Below are 20,710 nucleotides of genomic sequence, written 5' to 3'. Positions count from 1 at the left end.
CTCCGCTTACTGATCGCTAAAGGCGTGCAAGGCAAAGCTGCGGGCGTAGGCGGCGGGGTCGCTGCCGTCCCACACGCTGCCGTCGAGCAACTGGCTGCTGCGCATGGGCGAGGCCGGCACGGTGATTTCCAGGCTGCCGGCCGCTCGGCTGTAAAGCTCAAGCTGCTGCACCTGATGCGCCACGGCGAGGTAGTCGGGCTCTTCACGCAGCAGGCCCCAGCGGCGGAACTGGGTCATGAACCACATGCCGTCCGACAGGTACGGGAAGTTCGCCGCGCCGTGGGCGTGGAAGCGCAGGGCGTGTTCGTCGTGCCAGCTGGCGCCCAGGCCGTCGCTATAACGGCCGAGCAGGCGCGGTTCGATGCTTGTGACCGGCGCATCGAGAAACTCGCTGGCGCTGAGCAACTGCGCGGTGCTGCGGCGGTTCTCAGGGCTTTCTTCGATAAAACGGCTGGCTTCCAGCACGGCCATTACCAACGCGCGCGCGGTGTTGGGGTATTGCTCGACAAACGCGCGAGTGCTGGCCAGCACTTTTTCCGGGTGGTCCGGCCAGATCGCCTGGCTGGTGGTGACGGTAAAACCTTGCTCCTGGGCAATGGCGTGCGCGCCCCAGGGCTCGCCCACGCAAAAACCGTCGATACGCCCGGCTTGCAGGTGCGCGAGCATTTGCGGCGGCGGCACAACCACGCTGTTCACATCCTGCAGCGGATGAATGCCCTGGCTCGCCAGCCAGTAGTACAACCACATGGCGTGGGTGCCGGTCGGGAAGGTTTGCGCGAAGGTCAATTTTGAGCCGCTTTGGTGCGCGCGCAGGTTCAGTGCACTGGCCGTGGTCACGCCAGCGTCTTTCAACGGCTGCGACAGGTTGATGCTCTGGCCGTTCTGGTTCAGGCCCATGAGCACCGCCATGTCGGTGGCCGGCGCACCGCTGATGCCCAGTTGCAGGGCGTAGACCATGCCGTACAGGCTGTGCGCCGCGTCGAGTTCGCCGCACAGCAGCTTGTCACTGAGGCCAGCCCACGAGCTTTGGCGCTTGAGGTTAAGCGTTAATCCATAGGGCTGCGCGAAGCCCTGCGTGGCGGCGACCACCACCGAGGCGCAATCGCTGAGCGGCATGAAGCCCAGGTTCAGCACGTTCTTTTCCGGCGCATCGCTGCCGGCCACCCAGGCGAGGGCGTGAAGGGCATCCAGGGGATTGCTTGAGTCGCTCATGGCGCTGTTCCCAAACCGTATTGCAAAAAAAAGCGCCGTAGCGTCCGGCCTGGAGGGCCAGTTGCGCACGACGCCGTTGTCATGACTGGGGTTGGCCTGATGATGGTCTTTGAGAATGGGAGAGCAAAGGGTGTGCCGGATATCGTGGTTAGCCTTGAGATTCTGGATCCCGGATCGCCGGACCGCCGCCTGCGCGGGGATGACGGTGATCGTTACAAAAACCTCCGTCATTCCCGCGCACGCGGGAATCCAGAATTGATGCCCTGACAAACATCCAACAGGCAATGCGCGCCGCTAATAAACATCCCGCAAATACCGCCGATCCTTACTCATCCCACTCACATACAACGTAGCCGCCCCGGCGGTCATTTTGCCGTGCACCTGCACGATCTTTTTCAGCGCGGCATCCACGTCTTTGGCCATGCGGCTAGCGTCGCCGCACACGCACACGTAGGCGCCTTGTTGCAGCCATTGCCAGAGGGCGGCGCCTTCTTCGAGCATGCGTTGTTGCACGTAAATCTTCTCGGCCTGGTCGCGCGAGAACGCGGTGTCCAGGCGGGTGAGCAGGCCGCTGCGTTGCCAGGTGCGCAGTTCATCGTGGTAGTAGAAGTCGCTCACGGCGCGCTGTTCGCCGAAGAACAGCCAGTTTTTTCCGGTGCCGCCTTGGGCCTGACGCTCTTGCAAAAAGGCGCGGAACGGGGCGATGCCGGTGCCGGGGCCGATCATGATCAGCGGCGTGGCCGGGTCTTGCGGCGGGCGGAAGTGGGTGGAGCGTTGCAGGAAGATGCGCACGCCCGTGTTGGCGGCGCGGTCGGCGAGAAAGGTCGAGCACACGCCGCCACGGGCCTGGCCTTGATGCTGATAACGCACCACGGCGACGGTCAGGTGTACTTCGTTTGGCGTCACGGTCGGGCTGGAGCTGATCGAGTACAGGCGCGGCTGCAACGGTTTGAGCAGGCGCGCCAGTTGTTGGGCGTCGAGGGCGATGGGGTATTCGCGCAGCAGCGTCGGCACCTGCCGCCCCCATAGCCAATCTTGCAGCGCCGCCTGATTGCCTTCGTGCAGCAGTTCTTGCAGAAACGGACTGCCGTTGTGCCCGGCCACGCGGCGCAGCAGATCAGGGCTGATGCGGGCGATTTCCAGGTGCTCGGTAAGGGCTTCACGCAGCGGCATCGACGCCTGATTGTCGAGTTCGACGGTGCTGTCGCCATCAAGCCGCAGGGTGGCGAGCAGTTCATCGACCAGCGCGGTGTCGTTGCTCGGCCACACGCCCAGCGCGTCACCGGCTTGGTAGGGGAAGTCGTGGCCGGTCAGGTCGAAGGCAAGGTGACGGGTTTCTTTGACCGAGCCCGGGCGGTTCAGCACCTGGTTGTGCACCAGCGTGGTTCGCAGCGGGTTGGCGCGGTTGTACGTGCTGCTTTCGCTTGGCGTCGGGCGCAGCAGGGCGGGCGCGGCGCTGTTGCTGGCGAAGCGGCTGCACAGCTGCGTCAGCCATTGCTCGGCGGGGGCGTGGAAGTCGGGCTCGCATTCTAGGCGCGGCTGCAAACGCTCGGCGCCGAGGGCGGCCAGGCGTTCGTCGAGCTTGCGGCCGAAGCCGCAAAATTGCTGGTAGCTCGAATCACCCAGAGCCAACACGCTAAAGCGGCTGTTGACCAGGGCGTCGGCCTCGGCACTTTGCAGGCTGTGCCAGAAGTCGCTGGCGTTGTCGGGCGGGTCGCCGTCGCCAAAGGTGCTGGTCACTAACAGCACGCCGGCGGCGTTGCGCAGGTCGTCCAGCTTGGCCTCGTCCATGGCTTGCAGCTTCGCCCGCTGACCGGCGCTGCCCAGGCGTTCGGCGCAGGTGGCAGCGAGGGTTTCGCTGTTGCCAGTTTGCGAAGCCCAAAGAACGAGCCACGGCGCCTCGCCGCTGTCGGTTTCGGCGCTGGGCGCTTCAGCGGCGCGGGAGAACAAACCGGCCAGCAGCCCGTTCACCAACAGCCGATTGTTCGGCGCAAACGGCGCGCTGGCGGGCAGCGTAGGCACGCCGGCCTGGCGCGCTTGCTCGTTGCGCAGGCCCAGCAGAAAGCCTTGCATATACAGCTGCTCGTCGCTGGCCAACGCCAGTGGGGCCGGGCCGTCGAGGTTGAGCTGGCGGGCGAAGGCATCGATTGTCATCGGAGCAAATTCCTTGGCGGAGGGCGAGGGCAGCGCTTCGTCGGGTGGGCTGACGGGGTGCAAGGCGACAGCGCAAAACTTGAACGCCGGCTGCAGGGAAATCGGGTCGATGGCGTCGCTGGTGACGGCGTTGATTGCCAACTGTTCGCCAAACACATCATTCCAATGAAACGGCGCAAAACAGTTGCCTAACTGCACCCGGTCGCTGACCACTGCTGGCAACACCGCGCGGCCACGCCGTGAGAGAATTTCCACCTTGCTGCCGGCACGAATGCCCAGGCGCGCGGCGTCGCTGGGGTGAATTTCCACGAACGGGCCGGGGTTGAGTTTGTTCAGGCTTGGCACCTTGCCGGTCTTGGTCAGCGTGTGCCATTGGTGCTGCACGCGGCCGGTGTTGAGCACCAGCGGGTAGTCGTCGTCGGGCAGTTCAGCGGGCGGCAGATAAGGGCGGGCGAAAAACTGCGCTTTGCCGCTGGCGGTGGGGAACCGCAGGGTGGTTTCGCTGCGGTAGCGGATCGGGTTGCGCTCGCCAGTCGCCTCGCTCGCGCACGGCCATTGCACCGGCGCCTGCTGCAAGCGGGCGTAGCTGGCGCCGCGAATGTCGTAGCCGGTGCCGGGGTTGGCGGCCTGTTTGATTTCTTCGAACACCTGCTCCGCGCTGGTGTAGCGGAAGGCCTCGGCGTAGCCCATGGCGCAGGCCACGCGGGCGATCAGTTGCCAGTCGGGCAGGGTGTCGCCGGGCGGCTGCACGGCCGCTTGCATGAGGGTGAGGTTGCGCTCGGAGTTGATCATCACGCCCTCGGCTTCGGCCCACAGCGCGCCGGGCAGCAGAATGTCGGCGTAGCGGTTGGTTTCGGTGTCGAGGTAAGCGTCCTGGGTTATCACCAGTTCGGCGGCTTGCAGCGCCTCGATAACCGTCTGCCGATTGGGCGCGCTGGCCACCGGGTTGGTGCAGATAATCCAGCAAGCCTTGATCGCCCCGGCGCGCATTTGCTCGAACATCGCCACGGTGCCGTCGCCGGCTTCAGCGCGCAGGGCGCCGGGTTCTAGTGCCCACAGCTGTTCGATGAACTGGCGGTCGTCGGCAACCAGCGCCGAGCGCTGGCCGGGTAGGCCGGGGCCCATGTAGCCCATCTCGCGGCCGCCCATGGCATTGGGTTGGCCGGTGAGGGAAAACGGTCCGCTGCCCGGCCGGCAAATGGCGCCGGTGGCCAGGTGCAGGTTGCACAGCGCGTTGGTGTGCCAGGTGCCGTGAATGCTCTGGTTGAGGCCCATGGTCCAGCAGCTCATCCAGTTGGCGGCTTCACCGATCCATTGCGCGGTCTGGCGGATATCGGCTTCGGCGAGGCCGGTGATTTCGGCGACGTAGGCGGGCGTGTAGAGCGCGAGAAAATCTTCCATCACCTCCCAGCCGTCGGTGAAGGATTGGATAAAGGCTTTGTCGCTGTGGCCGTTGGCGACCAGCAGGTGCAGCAGGCCGTTGAGCAGGGCCAGGTCGGTGCCCGGGCGAATCTGCAAAAACAGATCGGCCTTGTCGGCCGTGGCACTGCGGCGCGGGTCGATGACCACCAGTTTGGCGCCGGCCTTTAAGCGGTCGAGCAGGCGCAGAAACAGAATCGGGTGACAGTCGGCCATGTTCGAGCCGATCACCACAAACACATCGCTGTGCTCGAAATCGTCGTACGAGCCGGGCGGGCCGTCGGCGCCGAGCGACAGCTTGTAGCCGCTGCCAGCGCTGGCCATGCACAGCCGCGAGTTGGATTCGATATGCCGGCTGCGGATAAAACCCTTGGCCAGTTTGTTCGCCAGGTACTGGGCTTCCAGCGACATTTGCCCGGACACATACAAGGCCACGGCGTCTGGCCCGTGCGTGTCGATGATGCTGCGCAAGCGGCTGGCGGTGGCCTCGATTGCCTGTTCGATGCCCACGCGCACCGGGTCGCGGTTGCGTTCCTGGCGCATAAAGGCGTGTTCCATGCGCCCGCTGTTGGCCACCGCTTGGCCGCACGTGCTGCCCTTGGTGCACAGCCGGCCGGCGTTGGTGGGGTGCTGTTTGTCGCCGGACACTTTGACGATCAGGTTGTTTTCCACCTGCATGACAATGCCGCAGCCCACGCCGCAATAAGGGCACACGCTGCGTACGCTTTTGCTGGTGATGATCTCGCCCATGCCATTCCCCGCTGAAACGAAAAAGGCGCCATGCAGCGCACCGTTTTTCAACGGGGCTGCATGGCGCCTTTGCCTGAAAGTGCGGCCATCGACGTTGATGGCCTTTGCGTGTGTGTGTAGCAATGGCTGGGCCAACAACCTCGCGAGCCCTGCACACCCCCGTGGGAGGGGCTTTAGCCGCGATGCTTTGGCTGCTAAGAGCATCGCGGCTAAAGCCGCTCCCACAGGGTTTCTTGGGTCCGAATTGGGGCGTCGGGCAGGTGGTCGCACTGTTTTGGCTCCAGATTCGGGCGCGGCAACGCCCCCACGCCACTGCGCAAAACCCCCACGCCACGGCCTCTGCGCCGTTGTTGTTTTCCTTCTGGCACAACCGCTGCATACGAGACTGCAACCCGCCGCGTTGCAGCGTGTGGGATGCCCTGTCGATCAATGGCGATCGTCTGGCCGCTAACGGCCCGGGTACTACATGACTGCTTTGGCTCAAGGGCCGGCAGCACGAACAGGCAAAGGCGCCTGGAACCTTTTTGGTTCCGGGCGCTTTTTTTTTGCTTCGACAAAACCGCGTTGGCTCTGGCAGGTACGTCTATGAACAGCACAAATGAACTGCAAACCCTGGTGGTAATCGGCAACGGCATGGTGGGCCATCACTGTGTCGAGCAACTGGTGGAGCGGGGCGCCTTGGCGCATTACCGCATTCAGGTGTTCAGCGAAGAACCGCTGCGCGCCTATGACCGTGTGCATTTGTCTGAGTACTTCGGCGGCCGCGATGCCGAGTCGCTGGCCTTGGGCGAGGCCGCGCTGTACCAGACGCCCGGCGTGACCCTGCATCTGGGTGTGCCGGTGCTGGAAATCGACCGCGCCCGCCAGGAAGTGATCACCGCCAATGGCTGCGTGCCGTACGACCAGTTGGTGTTGGCCACCGGTTCCTATCCGTTCGTGCCGCCGATTGAAGGCGCGGCCGGCGACTCGCGTTTGGTCTACCGCACCCTGGCGGACCTGGACACCATTCAGGCCGCCGCGAAAAACGCCCGCCGTGGCGTGGTCGTCGGCGGCGGCTTGCTGGGCCTGGAAGCGGCCAACGCCCTGAAGTCGCTCGGCCTTGAAGCCCATGTGGTGGAATTCGCCCCGCGCCTGATGCCGGTGCAATTGGACGACCACGGCGGCCAGGCGCTGAAAGCACGCATCGAGGAATTGGGCGTAAGCGTGCACCTGTCGCGCGGCACCCAATCGATCACGCCGGGCAGCGAGTACCGCTACCGCATGAACTTCGCCCATGACGAATTTCTCGAAACCGACCTGATCGTGTTCTCTGCCGGCATCCGCCCGCAAGACGCCCTGGCCAAAGCCTGCGAGCTGGAACTGGGCGCCCGGGGCGGCATCGCCATCGACAGCCAGTGCCGCAGCAGCGATGCGCGCATTTTCGCCATCGGCGAATGCGCGGCGTGGAACGGCAGCATTTTCGGTTTGGTCGCGCCGGGTTATCAGATGGCCCGCAGCGTGGCCGCGCAACTGTGCGACGCGGTGGGCTTGAGCGACGACAGCGCCCAGCCATTTCTCGGTGCCGACATGTCGACCAAGCTAAAACTACTGGGCGTGGACGTCGGCTCCATCGGCGATGCCCATGGCGCCACGCAAGGTGCGCGCAGCTACCGGTTTATCGACGAAGCCACCTCCACCTATCGTCGCCTGATCGTTTCCGCTGACGGCAAACAGGCCCTCGGCGCCGTGCTGGTGGGCGACAACAGTTACTACGACACGCTGCTGCAATACGTGCAGAACGGCATCACCTTGCCGGCCGACCCGGCCAGCCTGATTCTGCCCCAAGGCGCCGCCGCCCCGGCTCTGGGCGTGGACGCGCTGCCCGCCACGGCCACCGTGTGCTCGTGCCATAACGTCAGCAAAGGCGCGATCTGCTGCGCCATCGACAACGGTTGCAGCGACCTCGCTGGCCTGAAGTCGCAAACCAAGGCGGCCACCGGCTGCGGCGGCTGCGCGGGCTTGCTCAAGCAGGTGTTCGAGCACGAACTGACCGCGCGCGGCGTGGTGGTCGACAAGAGCCTATGCGAGCACTTCGCCTATACGCGCCAAGAGCTTTACTCGCTGGTGCGCGTGGGCGGCATCGAAACCTTTGAAGACATGCTCGCCCGCCACGGCAAAGGCCATGTCGGCTGCGACATCTGCAAACCTGCCATCGGCTCGATTCTCGCCTCGTGCTGGAACCGGCCGATTCAGGAACCGTGGCTGGTGCCGCTGCAAGACACCAACGACACCTTTATGGCCAACATGCAGAAGAACGGCACTTACTCGGTGGTGCCGCGTATTCCCGGTGGCGAGATCACCCCGGACGGCCTGATCGCCATTGGCGCGGTGGCGAAAAAATACGACCTGTACACGAAAATTACCGGTGGCCAGCGCATCGACCTGTTCGGCGCGCAGTTGCATGAGCTGCCGGATATCTGGGGCGAGCTGATTGCCGCCGGCTTTGAAACCGGCCACGCCTACGGCAAGTCGACCCGCACCGTGAAGAGTTGCGTGGGCAGCACCTGGTGCCGCTACGGCGTGCAGGACAGCGTGAAGATGGCGCTGTTTATCGAAGACCGCTACAAGGGCCTGCGCTCTCCGCACAAGCTCAAGTTCGCGGTATCCGGTTGCACCCGCGAGTGCGCCGAAGCGCAGAGCAAAGACGTGGGCGTTATTGCCACCGAGAAGGGATGGAACCTGTACATCAGCGGCAACGGCGGCATGCGCCCACGCCACGCCGAACTGTTCGCCACTGACCTCGATGACGAGACGCTGATCCGCTACATCGACCGCTTCCTGATGCTGTACATCCGCACCGCCGACAAGCTGCAACGCACCTCGGTGTGGCGCGAAAGCCTGGAAGGCGGCCTGGATTACCTCAAGGCCGTGATCATCGACGACAGCCTGGGCCTGGCCGCCGAGCTGGAAGCACAGATGCAACTGGTGGTCGACCGCTACGAATGCGAATGGGCGAACGCGTTGAAAGATCCGGAAAAACTCAAACGCTTCCGCACCTTCGTCAACGCCAAGGGCGGCGACCCGGATATTCATTTCGTGAAAGAGCGCGGGCAGATTCGCCCGATTCAGCTCGACGAACTCAAGCTGATCAACGCAGTGGAGGTGGTGTGATGCAGGCCATGGCACGTGAACAAGGTTGGACCGGCGTGTGCGCGCGGGCGGATCTGGTGGCCAATTCTGGTGTGGTGTCCCTAGTGGATGGCGTCCAGGTGGCGCTGTTTTACCTGCCCGAAGGCGAGCAGATTTTCGCCGTGGAAAACCGCGACCCGTTGTCCGGCGCCAACGTGATTGGGCGCGGGATTATTGGCAGCCTGGCGGGGGATCTGGTGGTGGCGGCGCCGTTGTATAAGCAGCATTTTCGCTTGCAGGATGGAACGTGCTTGGAATACCCGGAGCAAGCGTTGAAGGTGTGGCCGGTGCGGGTGAGTGGGGAGGTGGTGGAGGTGTTTTTGGCTTAACGGCCCCTAACCCCAGCCCTCTCCCGCAAGCGGGAGAGGGGGCTAAACCGAGTATGCCGCGCCAACCTCGATCAATTCCCCTCTCCCGTTTACGGGAGAGGGGCTAGGGGGGAGGGCCGAATCCACCACCGTTCTGACGGCCGCCCAGATTTAAATTGTCTAGAGTTCTATAACTCACCCAGCGTGCCACCCAGGCGGACAATCCAATCAAAACGCTCATCCTCTCCATCCTTTGCCTGGCCGCGCTAAGTGGCCCGGCGCAGGCCGCCACGCCCGTGCTCACCATCGCCACCAGCGAGCTGCCGCCTTTCGTCAGTGCCAACCCGAAAAACAGTTTTCTCACCGAGCTCTTGCCGGAAGTGGGCAAGGAAATGGGGGTGAAATTCGCCTTCCGTTTTATGCCGTGGCCGCGCTGTGAGCGCGAGACGGATGACGCCAACGTGTGGGCAACTATGCCGTACGTGCCGACGCCGGAGCGCGACGCCAAATTCCTGTTTTCCCAGCCGCTGTATGCGAAGAAAACCTTGCTGTTTTATTACAGCCCCGTCGACAAGGGTTACCCGCGCACCTTTACCGACCTGAGCGAATTGCAGGAGTACCGCATCGGCGGCGTGCGCGGTTATTACTACGAGGCGCTGCTGGCCGACGCCGGCTTGCAGGTGGAGTTGGCGACCAGCGAAGACTCCAGTTTCAAAAAGCTGCACGCCGGGCGCGTGGATTTGGCGCCGGCGGTGGATGTGGTGGGTTGGGATGTGATTCGCAAGAATTTCCCAAACGAGCAAGGCAACTTTCACACGCTGGAAACGCCCTTGGCGGTCGGCCACAACTACCTAATGACGTCGCGCAACTACCCCAACACCGAGCAGTTGTTGGAGCGCTTCAACCAGGCGCTGGCCAAGCTGCGGCGCAACGGCGTGTACAAGGAAATTGCCGAGCGCCATGGCCTCGTGGTGGACAACTAGGTCCGGCGGCCGTAGTCCTGGGTGATGCGGTCGATGATCACCGCCAGCGCCACAATCGCCAGGCCGGCTTCCACGCCACGGCCGACATCCAGGGTTTGAATGCCCACCAACACCTCTTCGCCCAGCCCGCGCGCGCCAATCATCGAGGCGACGACCACCATCGACAGCGCCATCATCACCGTCTGGTTCAGCCCGGCCATGATGCTGGGAAGCGCCAGCGGCAATTCCACATTGCGCAGCACTTGCCAGCGCGTGGCACCCAGGCAGCGCGCGGCTTCGCGCACCGAGGTGTCGACTTGGCGCAAGCCCAGATCAGTGAGGCGAATCAGCGGCGGCAGCGCATAGATAAGCGTGGCGAAAATCGCGGGAATCTTGCCCAGGCCAAACAGCATGAGCACGGGAATCAGGTACACGAAGCTGGGCAGGGTCTGCATCACATCGAGAACCGGCATGATCACTCGCCGCGCCGTGGGCCGGAAGGCGAGCAGCACGCCGATGGGCACGCCGAGCAGCACGCACAAGCCGGTGGCCACCAGCACCAGGGCGCAGGTTTGCAGCAGCTTGTCCCACAGGCCGACCACGCCAATCAGAAACATCAGCGCCACCAGCGCCAGCGCCCGTTTCCAACTGCGCCCGGCGTGCCAGGCGAGGGCGAATACCCCTATCAGCAGCAACCACCAGGGCAGGGCGCTCAAGCCGCTTTCCAGCCAGGTGACGCCCAGCAACAAGGTGTCGGCCACTTGCCGCAGCTGGTCGCCATAGTTGACGACCAACCCATCCACCAGGCGATTGACCGGCTCGGCGATCGAGTGGTGCAGGCTTTCGGGAAAGCCTGAACTCACAGCGCCGCCTCGACCTTGCTGCGCGCTTGTTCACTGACCCACGCCTGCCAGACCTGCGGATTGGCTTTTAGAAACGCCTCGGCGGCGGCGCGGGGCGATTGGCGCTGTTCGCTCATGCTCGCCAGCGTGCTGTTGAGCAGGGCGATGGGGAAGTCGACCTTTTCAAACATCGCCACCAGCTCGGGGTGTTGCTCACGGAAGGGCGCCGACACACCAACCGACAAGCGCGCCGCCAGTGAACGGCTGCCGCGCGGGTTGGGATTTTTGCTGTCGGTGAGGGTTTTCCAGGCGTCGGCGTCGAAGGCCGGTTCTTCCAGGCGCACCAGCTTGTAGCGGCCCATCAACGGGGTGGGCGACCAGTAATAGAACAGCACCGGTTTGCCCCGGCGAATGGACGAGGTGATTTCCGCGTCCAGCGCAGCCCCCGAGCCGGTGCGGAAGTTCACGTAGCTGTCGGTCAGGCCATAGGCTTTGAGTTTTTGCGTGTTCACCACTTCCGAAGTCCAGCCGGCGGGGCTGTTGAGGAAGCGGCCTTTTTCCGGTTGCTCGGCGTCGCGAAACACCTCGGCGTAGCGGGGCAGGTCGCTGACTGAACGCAAGTCCGGCGCCACGGCTTTGATGCCTTTGGCGGCATCGCCGTGAATCACATAGTCGGGCACCCACCAGCCTTCATCGGCGTTTTTAACGATGTCGCCCAGGCCAAACACTTTGCCTTCGGCCTCGGCTTTGACCCAGGCGGGGCTGCGGCCGGCCCATTCTTCGCCGATCACCTGAATGTCGTTGCGCGCCAGGGCCACTTCCAGGCTGACGGTGCTGCCGGGCTGGGTGTCGGTCTTCAAACCGTAGCCTTTTTCCACCAGTACGCGCAGCACTTCGGTGATCAGGCTGCCGCTTTCCCAGGTGAGGTTGCCGAAGTAAATCGGCTTCGGCTCGGCCGCGTGCGCCGTTGGCATTAACAAGGTGAAAGCCAGTGCAGCGCCGCCCAGCCAGCGAGTAATCGAATGCATCGCGCGTTCCTTTTGTGCGGAGAGTCGTTGCGAATCCTAGGCGATTTCTTTTACGCCTGACGGTTTTTGAACACGCCGCTGAGAACAAATTCATAGCGTTCGGGGCGGATGTAAAAGGTGGTGCGATCACAACATTGCTGCTCGTCGAACCACGAGGTGCGCTGCATCACCAGCAGCGCCGTGCCGCGTTTGATGCCCAAGTGTTCGGCGAGTTTTTTGTCGGCTTCGCGGGCACGAATAGCCATGTCGGCGCGCACCACGGGTTTGCCGGTGACGCGCTCCAGCACGGAGTAAAGCGGCTCTTGTTCGACGCTGGGCCAGTCGACGCCAGCGAGCTCGGCGGTGAGGTAGCTGCGGGCGAAAGCGATGGGTTCGTCGTCCACAGAGTGCAAACGCTCGACCATCACGCAGGCCTCGCTGAACAGCGCGGTCAGCTCGTCCGGCACCGCCACGCGGCGATGGGCGAGCAGGCGCATGGTCGGCGCCAAGCCTTGCAGGACCAGCGAGTCGTGAAAGCTGCGCAGGGCGTCGAGGTCGTGGCGCACCTGTTGCGCGGCCACGAACGTGCCTTTGCCTTGTTTGCGCTCGACCACGCCGTCATCGCCCAACTTGGCGAGGGCCAAACGGATGGTCACGCGGCTGACCTGGAAGCGCTCAACCAACTCCGATTCCGACGGCAATTTGCCCAGCGCGCCAAAGTGGCCTTGCTGGATTTCAGTCAGCAATTGGTGAGCGATCTGCTCGTAAAGCGAGGTGGAACTGTCGCGTTGCAAGGTCACGGTTGAGGCGTCCAGAGCATGAAGGACATGGCAGTTGGCCCTGTGCTTCTAAGGTTATGAATTTTCAGTCTTGGGGCTAACTTGTATTAATACGTATTATGACGACTACAGACAGTATAAATGACCTTACGGCGCCTGCCATGTCCCGATTCCAGACCCAACTCGCCATGCCACAGTTCGCCATGCCACAGCCCGCCTTGCAGGTCGATGCCGCGCATTTCGCCTACCCCAACGGCCACGTGGTGTTTCGCGACTTCAGCCTGAGCGCCAAGCCAGGCGAGTTCGTGGCCATTCTTGGGCCGTCGGGTTGCGGCAAAACCACCTTGCTCAACCTGCTTTCCGGTTTCCAGAAACCCCAGGCCGGGCGCTTGCTGGTGCACGGTGAAGCGGCGCGCCCGGAGTTGCCGGCGCTGGGTTATGTGTTCCAAAGCCCGCAGCTGTTTCCCTGGCTAAGCGCGCTGGAAAACGTGCGTTTCGGTTTGCGTGTGGCCGGCGAGCAGAACGTGGCGGCGCAGCGTGAAAAGGCGCTGCATTACCTGCGGTTGGTCGGCCTGGAAGCGGCTGCCGAGCGCTTGCCGCGTCAGCTGTCGGGCGGCATGCAGCAGCGCGTGGCGTTGGCCCGCACGCTGGCGCTGGAGCCGCAGGTACTGCTGATGGACGAACCGTTCGCTGCGCTCGATGCCATCAGCCGCAACGCCATGAATGAAGAAACCCTGCGGCTGTGGGCCGAGCTTGGCCAGACCGTGTTGTTCATCACCCACGACATCGACGAAGCGGTGTTTCTTGCCGACCGCGTGGTGGTGCTGAACATTGCCCCAGGGGGCGTTCACAGCGAGCTCGCCATCGACTTGCCGCGCCCCCGCACTAACCGTGACACCCGCCGCTTGCCGGCTTTTCTCGACTATCGCAACGAGCTGATGGAACGCATCGGCGACGTCATGGCGCAGTCGCCGTCGCTTCCTGAACTCACTTCCTGATATCGAGAATTCCATGATCAAAGCACTGTTGTTGCCCGTCGCGCTGGCGGCTACTTCCTGGCTGGGTGGCGCCCAGGCCGCTGAACCGCTGCGTATCGGCTACGTGATGGCCATGGCCAACGCGCCGGTTATCGTCGCCGAGAAACAGGGCTACTACCGCGACGAAGGCCTGGCGGTGGACATCAAAGCCCTGGGCGACGGTCCGGTGATTCAACAGGCACTCGCGGCCCATGAATTGGATGTGGCTTACGTCGGCACGCCGCCGGTGTATCAGTGGTACGCACGCGGTTTGAAGAGCGTGATTCTGGCCAAGGTCAACTACGGCCAGGCCGCCGTGCTGACCCGCAGCGACAGCCCAATCAAGAGCCTCGCCGAACTCAAAGGCCACAAGCTGGCCGGGGTGAAAAAGGGCAGCGGCATGGACGTGCTGCTGCGCGGCTACGTGCTCAAAGAAAACGCCAAGCTGGAACCGGACACCGACGTCGAAATCGTCGACATGCCGCCCGGCAATATGAACGCGGCGCTGGAGCGCGGCATTGTCGATGCGGCCTTCACCTGGGAACCCTTTGTCAGCCAGGCGCTGTTGCGCGGCTCGTCGCGACTGTTGCTCGACGTTAACCAGGCGCTGCCCAACTACCCGTGGTACGTGGTGATCGGTCTGCCGGAAACCTTGCAGCAACGCCCCGATGACGTGGTGAAACTGCTGCGCGCCCACCGCAAGGCCATCGCCTTTCTCAACGAGCACCCGGCTGAGGCCAACGCAATTATTGCCGAGGCCTTCAAGCTGGAAACCGTGCAACGCGCCGACGGCAGCACCGTCAGCGGCGTGGAAATCGTCGCCGAAGCGCGCAAGCGTCTGGGCTGGTCGGCCGACCTGCAAGCCTCGGACCTGGCGTTTATCCAGCGCCTGATGAACTACTCCAACGAACTGAAATTCATGGACGCGCAGATTCCCCTCAAGGATCTGGTCGACACCTCGTACCTGCAAAAAGCCTCGCGTTGAGCCCAGCCATGAAGCGCACCTTGTCACTGCCAACACCGAACTGGGGCTGGGCCTCGCTGCCGTTTCTGCTGCTGGTGTGGATTGCCCTGGCCAGCCGATTTCCCAGCTACGTGCTGCCGCAGCCCTGGACCGTGGCAGGCGAAGCGCTGCGCTGGATTGACGACGGCTCGCTGTGGAAGCAGTTCAAGGCCAGCGTGCTTGAGGAGCTGGCCGGTTTTTTCAGTGCGGTGGTGGTGGCCGTGGTGTTGGGCGGGGCGGCGGGTTTGTCGCGGCGTTTTCGCGATTTCATCTCGCCGCTCAACAGCCTGTTTATGGCCATTCCACCGATTGCCTGGGCGCCGCTGATTCTGATTATTTTCGGCTTTGGCTTTTTCTCCATCGTGCTGGTGATTTTTATCGCCGCCGTGTTCCCCATGGCCGTGACCATTCAGGAAGGCGTGCTCGGTATTCGCGACGGCGAAGTACGCGCCGCGCGCACCCTGGGCGCCAATCGCTGGCAGTTGCTGGGCCTGGTGTATTTGCCGGCGTCGCTGCCGTTTCTCACCGCCGCGTTGCGCATTGGTTTCAGCCAGGGCTGGCGTGCGCTGGTGGCCGCCGAAATGATCGGCGCCTCGCAAGGCATCGGCTGGATGGTGTCGATGGGCGGGCAGATCGGCAACAGCAGCCAGGTGCTGCTGGGCATCGTGTTGATCGGCTTGCTCGCCTGGCTGATGGAAGCCTTGGTGTTCCGCCGCATCGAGCGTCACTACCAAGCGTGGCGTGCCGCCTGAACGGGCGCGCCGCTGCATTCTTTTTTGATCAAGAGGACTTACCGTGAGCCAGACGTTCGATCCCCGTGAAGCCGGTGAATACACCGCCCCCGTCGGCCTGTATGCGCGCAATAAGGCGCGGCCGTTTCTGGGCAGCATCCGTTGCGACCGCCAAACCCTGGTGGCCGGTCAGTGGGACGAAATCACCTTCGTGTACGAGGTCGGTGCCAGTGGCCTGGCCGACGGCGCCTGGCTCAAATTGGCGTTCAAGTTCTACTCCGATTGGGCGCTGTTTCAGACCTCCGATCCCCGCGCCGCCAACTACGTAAGTGCCGAATACCAGGCCGGCGAGCTGGTGCCAGGGCAGAGCCCGGCCACCGTGCAGCACCTGAGCGTGCGCTTCGACCAGAAGGGCCACGAGCGGCCGTTTCAGAAAGCCATCCTCATCGACATCGTGGACGGCTACCTCAACCCTGGCGACCGCATCGTTATCCGCATCGGCGACCGTCGCCAAGGCGGGGCGGGCACGCGGGTGCAGAGCTTTGTTGAAAAAGACTTCCGCCTGCGCCTGTTTATCGACCCGCTGGGCAGCTCGAAATTTGCCGAAGTGCCGGGCGATTTGCTGCTCGATATCGTGCCCGGCGTGCCGGAGCGGGTACTGGCGATCGTGCCGCGTCTGGTCAGCCAGGGGCAGCCGTTCGATGTGCTGATTCGCGCCGACGACGCTTGGGGCAATACCTGCCGCAACCTACCGCTGACCGGCACGCTGCTGCTTAACGGCCCGCGCGGCAGCCTGGCGCTGCCGATTACCTTGGCGGGCGAAGGCTGGGCGGTGGTTCGGGTGCCCGCGCTGAAGCTGGAGGAGGTGGGCGAGTGGTCCGTAAGTGTGCAGCCCGACGAGGCGGGCATCGCCCCGGCGCAGGCGTATATCACCGTGGACGAGGCGGGCGCCGGCATTCGCCCGTTGTATGCCGATTTGCACGTGCATTCCGATGACACCGTGGGCACCAACGACACGCTTTATAACCTCAGCTATGGCCGCGACGTGGCCGGCCTCGACGTGCTGGGTTACACCGCCAACGACTTCAACATCACCGAAAAACGCTGGGACGCCGCCGTGGCATTGATCGGCGAACTCAACGAGCCGGGGCGCTTCGTCTGCTACCCAGGCACCGAGTGGTGCGGCAACTCCTGCGCCGGTGGCGACCGCAACGTGGTGTTCCTGCACGACGGCAAGCCGGAGTTTCCCTTCGACGCGCAAGGGCGTCTGGTGCGCTCGTTCGAATGGAATGAATTCACCGCCGGCACCATCAAACCTGGCGCCTGGCCGGTGGATGAGCTGTACGCCGCCTACGCGAAAAATCCCGAAGGGCATTTGATGATGCCGCACGTGGGCGGGCGCCGCTGCAACCTGGACTGGCATCACCCGGAGCTCGAACGCCTGATCGAAGTGGGCTCGGCCTGGGGCCAATTTCATTGGGTGTATGCCGAAGCCTTGCAGCGCGGTTATCGCGTTGGCGCGGCGGCCAACAGTGACGAGCACCAAGGCCGTTGCGGCGGCGGCGTGCCGGCCACGGCGGTGTTTGGTTCGCGCGGCGGCCTCACCGGCGTATTCGCTGACAGCTTCGACCGCGCCGGCGTCGGCAAAGCACTGCGCGCCCGGCACACCTTTGCCACCACCGGCGAACGCAGCGTGGGCGTGGTGAAGGTCGGTTCACACCTGATGGGTGACGTGCTGCGCGCTGAAGCCGGGCAAACCCTGGACTACCGCCTGCTTGGCGATGCCGGTTGGGAGCAGGTGGAACTGTTCGACGGCGAACAGTGCATCTGGTCGCGCAACCTGCATGAAGAAGCGGGGCTTTCCAGCCGCCGCGTGCGGGTTCGCCTGGGCGGCGCACGGATTAAAGACCGTTATCGCGGTGCGTACTGGAGCGGCGAAATCGAGATTACGGGCGCCGTCATCAACGGCTTCAACTTCCTCGGCGCCGATCACCCGGAACAAACAGTGTGGCGCAAAAACGCCACCACGCTTGCCTTTCGCACCGACACCAATGGCGACACCGACAGCCTGGAAATCGAGCTGTCGCAACTGGCAGGCGCGCGCATCAGCCTCACCAGCCGCGTAGACGCTTACGTGAAAGTGGGCGATGCGCTGCAGCCCCATCCCCATGTGCACGCCCCGACCGTGAGCGCGCAGGTGTCGGGCGAGCAGCTGCTGGAGCAGGGCGCGGTGGTGGAAAAACTGCCGGGCGCCGAACTGCAAGTGGCGCTGGAACGCATCACCGAGCAGCCGTTGCCACGTGAGGTGCAGGGCAGTATTGGGCTCGACGAACTGGCGCTGGACCCGGCCCGCGAGCACCCGCTGTTTATCACCGCACGCCAGCGCGACCAGTCGCGGGTTTGGACCTCGGCGGTGTTTGTCAGCGTGTAAGGCGCGCGGTCAGTCTTTAAAGGCATCGTCCAGCGGCACGCGGTAGCCAGTGGCCAGGCGATTGGTTTCGTTGGCCATGCCGATGACCGCCTGCAGCTCGCCGAACATCTCGTCGGTCATGCCCGCTTTGCGCGCGCTCGCCGTGTGCGAGCCGATGCAATACGGGCAGTTATTGGTGACGCTGACGGCGACGTAAATCAGCTCTTTGGTCAGGGCGTCCAGCGCGCCCGGGGCCATCACCTGCTTGAGGCTCTGCCAGGTGCGCTCCAGGGTGTCGGGGTGCGCGGCGATGCATTTCCAGAAGTTATTCACCTGATCAACCTGGCGCGTTTGCTTGATGTCGTCGTACACCGCCCGTACGCGCGCATTGGCATTTTCATATTCGATTAAGTGCTTGGACGTCATGTTCTTATTCCTAATATTTTTTGCGTTGAGCCGAATGGAAACTACCGTCTGCTTTAACGCTATCAAGGAGATGAACCGATGTCATTGCGCATTCTGGCCTTAGCCGCCACCGCGTTACTGCCCCTGTACACCGCCACGGCCAGCGCCGCCGAGCCCAGTTTATGGAACGTGTACGAGTCGCTGAAAAGCCATAAGTGGGTCGACCTCACCCACAGCTATAACGAGCAGATTCCGCACTGGAAAGGCTTCGAGCCGGCGCAGCGCAAAACCCTCTACACCATCGAGAAAGACGGCTTCCAGGTGGACCTGTATTCCCACGTGGGGCAGTGGGGCACGCACGTTGATCCGCCCGCGCATTTCCACACCGGCCTGCGCACCGTCGACCAGATTCCGGTGACCGAGCAACTGCTGCCATTGGTGGTGTTGGACATTCACCAGCAGGTGCAAAAGAACCCGGACTACACCGTGACCCTCGACGATGTAAAAGCCTGGGAAAAACGCCACGGCGCCATCCCCGCCGGCGCGTTTGTGGCGCTGCGCAGCGACTGGTCCAAGCGCTGGCCGAGCCAGGACAAGATTCAAAACCTCGACGACAAAGGCGTGGCGCACTATCCGGGCTGGAGCAAAGAGGTGCTGGTGTACCTGTACGAAACCCGAAAAATCACCGCCTCCGGCCATGAAACAACTGACACCGATCCCGGCATTGCCACCAGCAAAGACGACTACTCGCTGGAGTCGTACATCCTTGGGAAAAACCACTACCAGATCGAGCTGCTCGACAACCTCTACCAAGTGCCGGAGGCCGGTGCGCTGGCTGTGGTGAGCTTTGCAAAAATCGAAAAGGGCAGCGGCTTTCCGGCGCGAGTGTTTGCCATCCTGCCGTAGCATCGGGTTTTCAGCGGTGCTTTAAACGCCTGGATTTATAAAATCGCTTGGTATGACGCTCTGCCTTAAATAGAATCAATCTCATTTGTTTCGTAGGCAGAGCCTCTCGCTATGACTGAAGTCGCCTCAACGCCGCAGCACAGGGCGGAGCCCGGCCTGACCGCGCTGTATCGCGAGCACCGCACGTGGCTGGAAAGCTGGTTGCGCCGCCGCGTCGGCAACGCGTGGGATGCGGCGGATATCAGCCAGGACACCTTCCTGCGCGTGCTCTCCAGCGCGCAACCGCTGGCCGATTTACGCGAGCCGCGCGCCTATCTGCTCACCGTCGGCAAGCGCCTGCTGAGCAACTTCTACACCCGCCGCAGCCTGGAACAGGCGTATCTGGAAGCGCTCGCGCAGCTGCCGCAAGAATGCGTGCCGTCACCGGAACAGCGCTGGTTGCTGCTTGAAACCCTGCATGCCTTGGACGAACTGCTCGATGGCTTGGCAGCGCCGGTGCGTCGCGCGTTTTTGTTAAGCCAGTTGCATGGCCTTGGCTACCGCGACATCGCCGAGCAGTTGGGCATTTCTGAGCGCACGGTGAAGCGCTACATGGCCCAGGCCTACGAACACTGCTTGCTGGTGGAGCTGTGATGCGCGCCTTGCCGGCAAGCGACACCGTGGAAGTGGCCCGCGCCGCTGCGCGCTGGCTGGCATTGCTGGAGTCGGGCGCCGCCACCGAAGACGACCATCGCCGCCTGCAACAGTGGCGCAACAGCCATTCCCACCACGAAGCCACCTGGCAGAAAGCCCAATTGCTGCGCGAACGCTTTAGCGGCGTGCCGCCAGAATTGGCCATGGCCACGCTGGACCGCCCGGACCTGGCCCGCCGCGCCGCGCTCAAACGCGCCTTGGCGGTGGCAGCGCTGGTGCCAACCGGCTGGCTTATCAGCCGCCAATTGCCGCTGGACGTCTGGAGCGCCGACCTGCACACCGCCATCGGCGAGCGCAGCCGTCACAGGCTGGCCGATGGCAGCACCGTCGAACTCAGCACCGACAGCGCCGTGAACCTCGACCTGGCCACACGCACCGTCACCTTGCTGCGCGGCGAGTTGGCATTGACGGTGCCCGGCAACCAGGCGCTGACCGTGCAATTGCCGTACGGGCAACTATCGGTCGCCAACAGCGAGCTGTGCGTGCGCCGCAATGAGCACGCCTGCCACGTGTCGATGTACGGGGGCGAGGTCAGCGTGCAGCCCTTGCACGGTGCGCCGCTGGTGTTACGCGCAGGACAGCAGGTAGACGTGAACGTCGGCGGCATCAGCCCGGTGCGGCGCTTTGAAGTGTCGCAGCCGGGTTGGCGCGACGGCGTGCTGGTCGCCGACAACCAGGCGCTGGGCGATTTTCTGCGTGAGTTGAGCCGTTTTCGACCAGGGCTGTTGCGCTGGTCGCCGGAGCTGGAAGGGCTGCGGGTGACCGGCAGTTTCCGCCTCGACAACACCGACACGGTGCTGGCGCTGCTGGCCGCCACCTTGCCGGTGGAGGTGCAATCGCGCACGCGTTACTGGGTGACGCTGCTGCCGAAAAAAGCGCCGCGCAACAATAATGTGGGCTGAGGCTGTCCCTTTTTTTCATCTCGCCGGTCATTCCAGGCAAGTG

At 63.5% G+C, this 20,710-nt stretch carries 16 protein-coding genes; 10 read left to right on the top strand and 6 right to left on the bottom strand.

Going from position 1 to position 20,710, the window contains the following annotated elements; all coding sequences use genetic code 11:
• Positions 1-6: 6 nt before the first annotated feature.
• Positions 7-1,212, bottom strand: a complete 1,206-nt coding sequence (locus tag ACZZ0Q_RS12895) for a CmpA/NrtA family ABC transporter substrate-binding protein (RefSeq protein WP_463560635.1) — start codon at positions 1,210-1,212, stop codon at positions 7-9.
• A gap of 294 nt (positions 1,213-1,506) precedes the next feature.
• Positions 1,507-5,523: a molybdopterin-dependent oxidoreductase gene (locus tag ACZZ0Q_RS12890; protein WP_463542337.1), complete on the bottom strand. Its 4,017-nt coding sequence runs from the start codon at positions 5,521-5,523 to the stop codon at positions 1,507-1,509.
• A 597-nt stretch (positions 5,524-6,120) separates the two neighbouring features.
• Between ACZZ0Q_RS12890 and nirB the strand changes: the two genes are divergently transcribed.
• The 3 genes from nirB to ACZZ0Q_RS12875 all read left to right on the top strand — a co-directional run bounded on the left by nirB (position 6,121) and on the right by ACZZ0Q_RS12875 (position 9,994).
• The gene (gene nirB / locus ACZZ0Q_RS12885) at positions 6,121-8,685 is read left to right on the top strand and encodes a nitrite reductase large subunit NirB (RefSeq protein WP_463542043.1); all 2,565 of its coding nucleotides are present in this window, start codon (positions 6,121-6,123) and stop codon (positions 8,683-8,685) included.
• A complete protein-coding gene (gene nirD, locus ACZZ0Q_RS12880) occupies positions 8,685-9,032 on the top strand; it encodes a nitrite reductase small subunit NirD (RefSeq protein ID WP_463542044.1) in 348 nt (115 codons plus the stop codon). Before nirB ends, nirD begins: the two co-directional genes overlap by 1 nt.
• Before the next feature lie 275 nt (positions 9,033-9,307).
• Positions 9,308-9,994 (top strand): substrate-binding periplasmic protein, encoded by a 687-nt coding sequence (locus ACZZ0Q_RS12875; protein ID WP_463542045.1) that lies wholly within the window; start codon positions 9,308-9,310, stop codon positions 9,992-9,994.
• Here the strand turns inward: ACZZ0Q_RS12875 and ACZZ0Q_RS12870 are convergent.
• The 3 genes from ACZZ0Q_RS12870 to ACZZ0Q_RS12860 are packed head-to-tail and all read right to left on the bottom strand — an operon-like array spanning position 9,991 to position 12,622.
• Positions 9,991-10,836: an ABC transporter permease gene (locus ACZZ0Q_RS12870; protein WP_463542046.1), complete on the bottom strand. Its 846-nt coding sequence runs from the start codon at positions 10,834-10,836 to the stop codon at positions 9,991-9,993. The two genes, ACZZ0Q_RS12875 and ACZZ0Q_RS12870, sit on opposite strands and share 4 nt — an antisense overlap.
• The gene (locus ACZZ0Q_RS12865) at positions 10,833-11,843 is read right to left on the bottom strand and encodes an ABC transporter substrate-binding protein (RefSeq protein ID WP_463542047.1); all 1,011 of its coding nucleotides are present in this window, start codon (positions 11,841-11,843) and stop codon (positions 10,833-10,835) included. The genes ACZZ0Q_RS12870 and ACZZ0Q_RS12865 overlap by 4 nt, the downstream gene beginning before the upstream one ends.
• 50 nt (positions 11,844-11,893) lie before the next feature.
• A complete protein-coding gene (locus tag ACZZ0Q_RS12860) occupies positions 11,894-12,622 on the bottom strand; it encodes a GntR family transcriptional regulator (RefSeq protein WP_463542048.1) in 729 nt (242 codons plus the stop codon).
• A 140-nt stretch (positions 12,623-12,762) separates the two neighbouring features.
• On the opposite strand from ACZZ0Q_RS12860, the gene ACZZ0Q_RS12855 reads away from it, so the two are divergent.
• From ACZZ0Q_RS12855 to ACZZ0Q_RS12840, 4 genes are read left to right on the top strand one after another with little or no spacing between them, the layout of a single operon-like run.
• Positions 12,763-13,599 carry an ABC transporter ATP-binding protein gene (locus ACZZ0Q_RS12855; protein WP_463542049.1) on the top strand — a complete coding sequence of 279 codons (837 nt, stop codon included), beginning with the start codon at positions 12,763-12,765 and terminating at the stop codon, positions 13,597-13,599.
• A gap of 13 nt (positions 13,600-13,612) precedes the next feature.
• The gene (locus ACZZ0Q_RS12850; protein WP_463542050.1) at positions 13,613-14,602 is read left to right on the top strand and encodes an ABC transporter substrate-binding protein; all 990 of its coding nucleotides are present in this window, start codon (positions 13,613-13,615) and stop codon (positions 14,600-14,602) included.
• Between the two features lie 20 nt (positions 14,603-14,622).
• Positions 14,623-15,372 carry an ABC transporter permease gene (locus tag ACZZ0Q_RS12845; protein WP_463542338.1) on the top strand — a complete coding sequence of 250 codons (750 nt, stop codon included), beginning with the start codon at positions 14,623-14,625 and terminating at the stop codon, positions 15,370-15,372.
• A gap of 43 nt (positions 15,373-15,415) precedes the next feature.
• Positions 15,416-17,782, top strand: coding sequence for a CehA/McbA family metallohydrolase domain-containing protein (locus tag ACZZ0Q_RS12840; RefSeq protein WP_463542051.1), 2,367 nt, complete (start codon positions 15,416-15,418; stop codon positions 17,780-17,782).
• A gap of 9 nt (positions 17,783-17,791) precedes the next feature.
• On the opposite strand, the gene ACZZ0Q_RS12835 is transcribed toward ACZZ0Q_RS12840, so the two are convergent.
• A complete protein-coding gene (locus ACZZ0Q_RS12835) occupies positions 17,792-18,187 on the bottom strand; it encodes a carboxymuconolactone decarboxylase family protein (RefSeq protein WP_463542052.1) in 396 nt (131 codons plus the stop codon).
• Positions 18,188-18,265: 78 nt separating this feature from the next.
• Between ACZZ0Q_RS12835 and ACZZ0Q_RS12830 the strand changes: the two genes are divergently transcribed.
• From ACZZ0Q_RS12830 to ACZZ0Q_RS12820, 3 genes are all read left to right on the top strand, one after another.
• Positions 18,266-19,072, top strand: coding sequence for a cyclase family protein (locus tag ACZZ0Q_RS12830; protein ID WP_463542053.1), 807 nt, complete (start codon positions 18,266-18,268; stop codon positions 19,070-19,072).
• Between the two features lie 111 nt (positions 19,073-19,183).
• Positions 19,184-19,705 carry a sigma-70 family RNA polymerase sigma factor gene (locus ACZZ0Q_RS12825; RefSeq protein WP_463542054.1) on the top strand — a complete coding sequence of 174 codons (522 nt, stop codon included), beginning with the start codon at positions 19,184-19,186 and terminating at the stop codon, positions 19,703-19,705.
• Complete coding sequence (locus ACZZ0Q_RS12820; protein WP_463542055.1) at positions 19,702-20,667, top strand: FecR domain-containing protein; 966 nt, start codon at positions 19,702-19,704, stop codon at positions 20,665-20,667. Before ACZZ0Q_RS12825 ends, ACZZ0Q_RS12820 begins: the two co-directional genes overlap by 4 nt.
• Positions 20,668-20,710: the final 43 nt, after the last annotated feature.

The organism is Pseudomonas sp. AC070 (assembly GCF_979258635.1).
The sequence above is the reverse complement of the archived record's forward strand: the minus strand, read 5'-3'. Positions and strand labels throughout refer to the sequence as shown.

Excerpts from the sequence above, each read along its gene's own strand:
- nirD (WP_463542044.1), top strand. The coding sequence starts at position 8,685 with ATGCAGGCCATGGCACGTGAACAAGGTTGGACCGGCGTGTGCGCGCGG.
- nirB (WP_463542043.1), top strand. The coding sequence starts at position 6,121 with ATGAACAGCACAAATGAACTGCAAACCCTGGTGGTAATCGGCAACGGC.
- ACZZ0Q_RS12895 (WP_463560635.1), bottom strand. The coding sequence starts at position 1,212 with ATGAGCGACTCAAGCAATCCCCTGGATGCCCTTCACGCCCTCGCCTGG.
- ACZZ0Q_RS12855 (WP_463542049.1), top strand. The coding sequence starts at position 12,763 with ATGTCCCGATTCCAGACCCAACTCGCCATGCCACAGTTCGCCATGCCA.
- ACZZ0Q_RS12850 (WP_463542050.1), top strand. The coding sequence starts at position 13,613 with ATGATCAAAGCACTGTTGTTGCCCGTCGCGCTGGCGGCTACTTCCTGG.
- ACZZ0Q_RS12865 (WP_463542047.1), bottom strand. The coding sequence starts at position 11,843 with ATGCATTCGATTACTCGCTGGCTGGGCGGCGCTGCACTGGCTTTCACC.
- ACZZ0Q_RS12830 (WP_463542053.1), top strand. The coding sequence starts at position 18,266 with ATGTCATTGCGCATTCTGGCCTTAGCCGCCACCGCGTTACTGCCCCTG.
- ACZZ0Q_RS12835 (WP_463542052.1), bottom strand. The coding sequence starts at position 18,187 with ATGACGTCCAAGCACTTAATCGAATATGAAAATGCCAATGCGCGCGTA.
- ACZZ0Q_RS12825 (WP_463542054.1), top strand. The coding sequence starts at position 19,184 with ATGACTGAAGTCGCCTCAACGCCGCAGCACAGGGCGGAGCCCGGCCTG.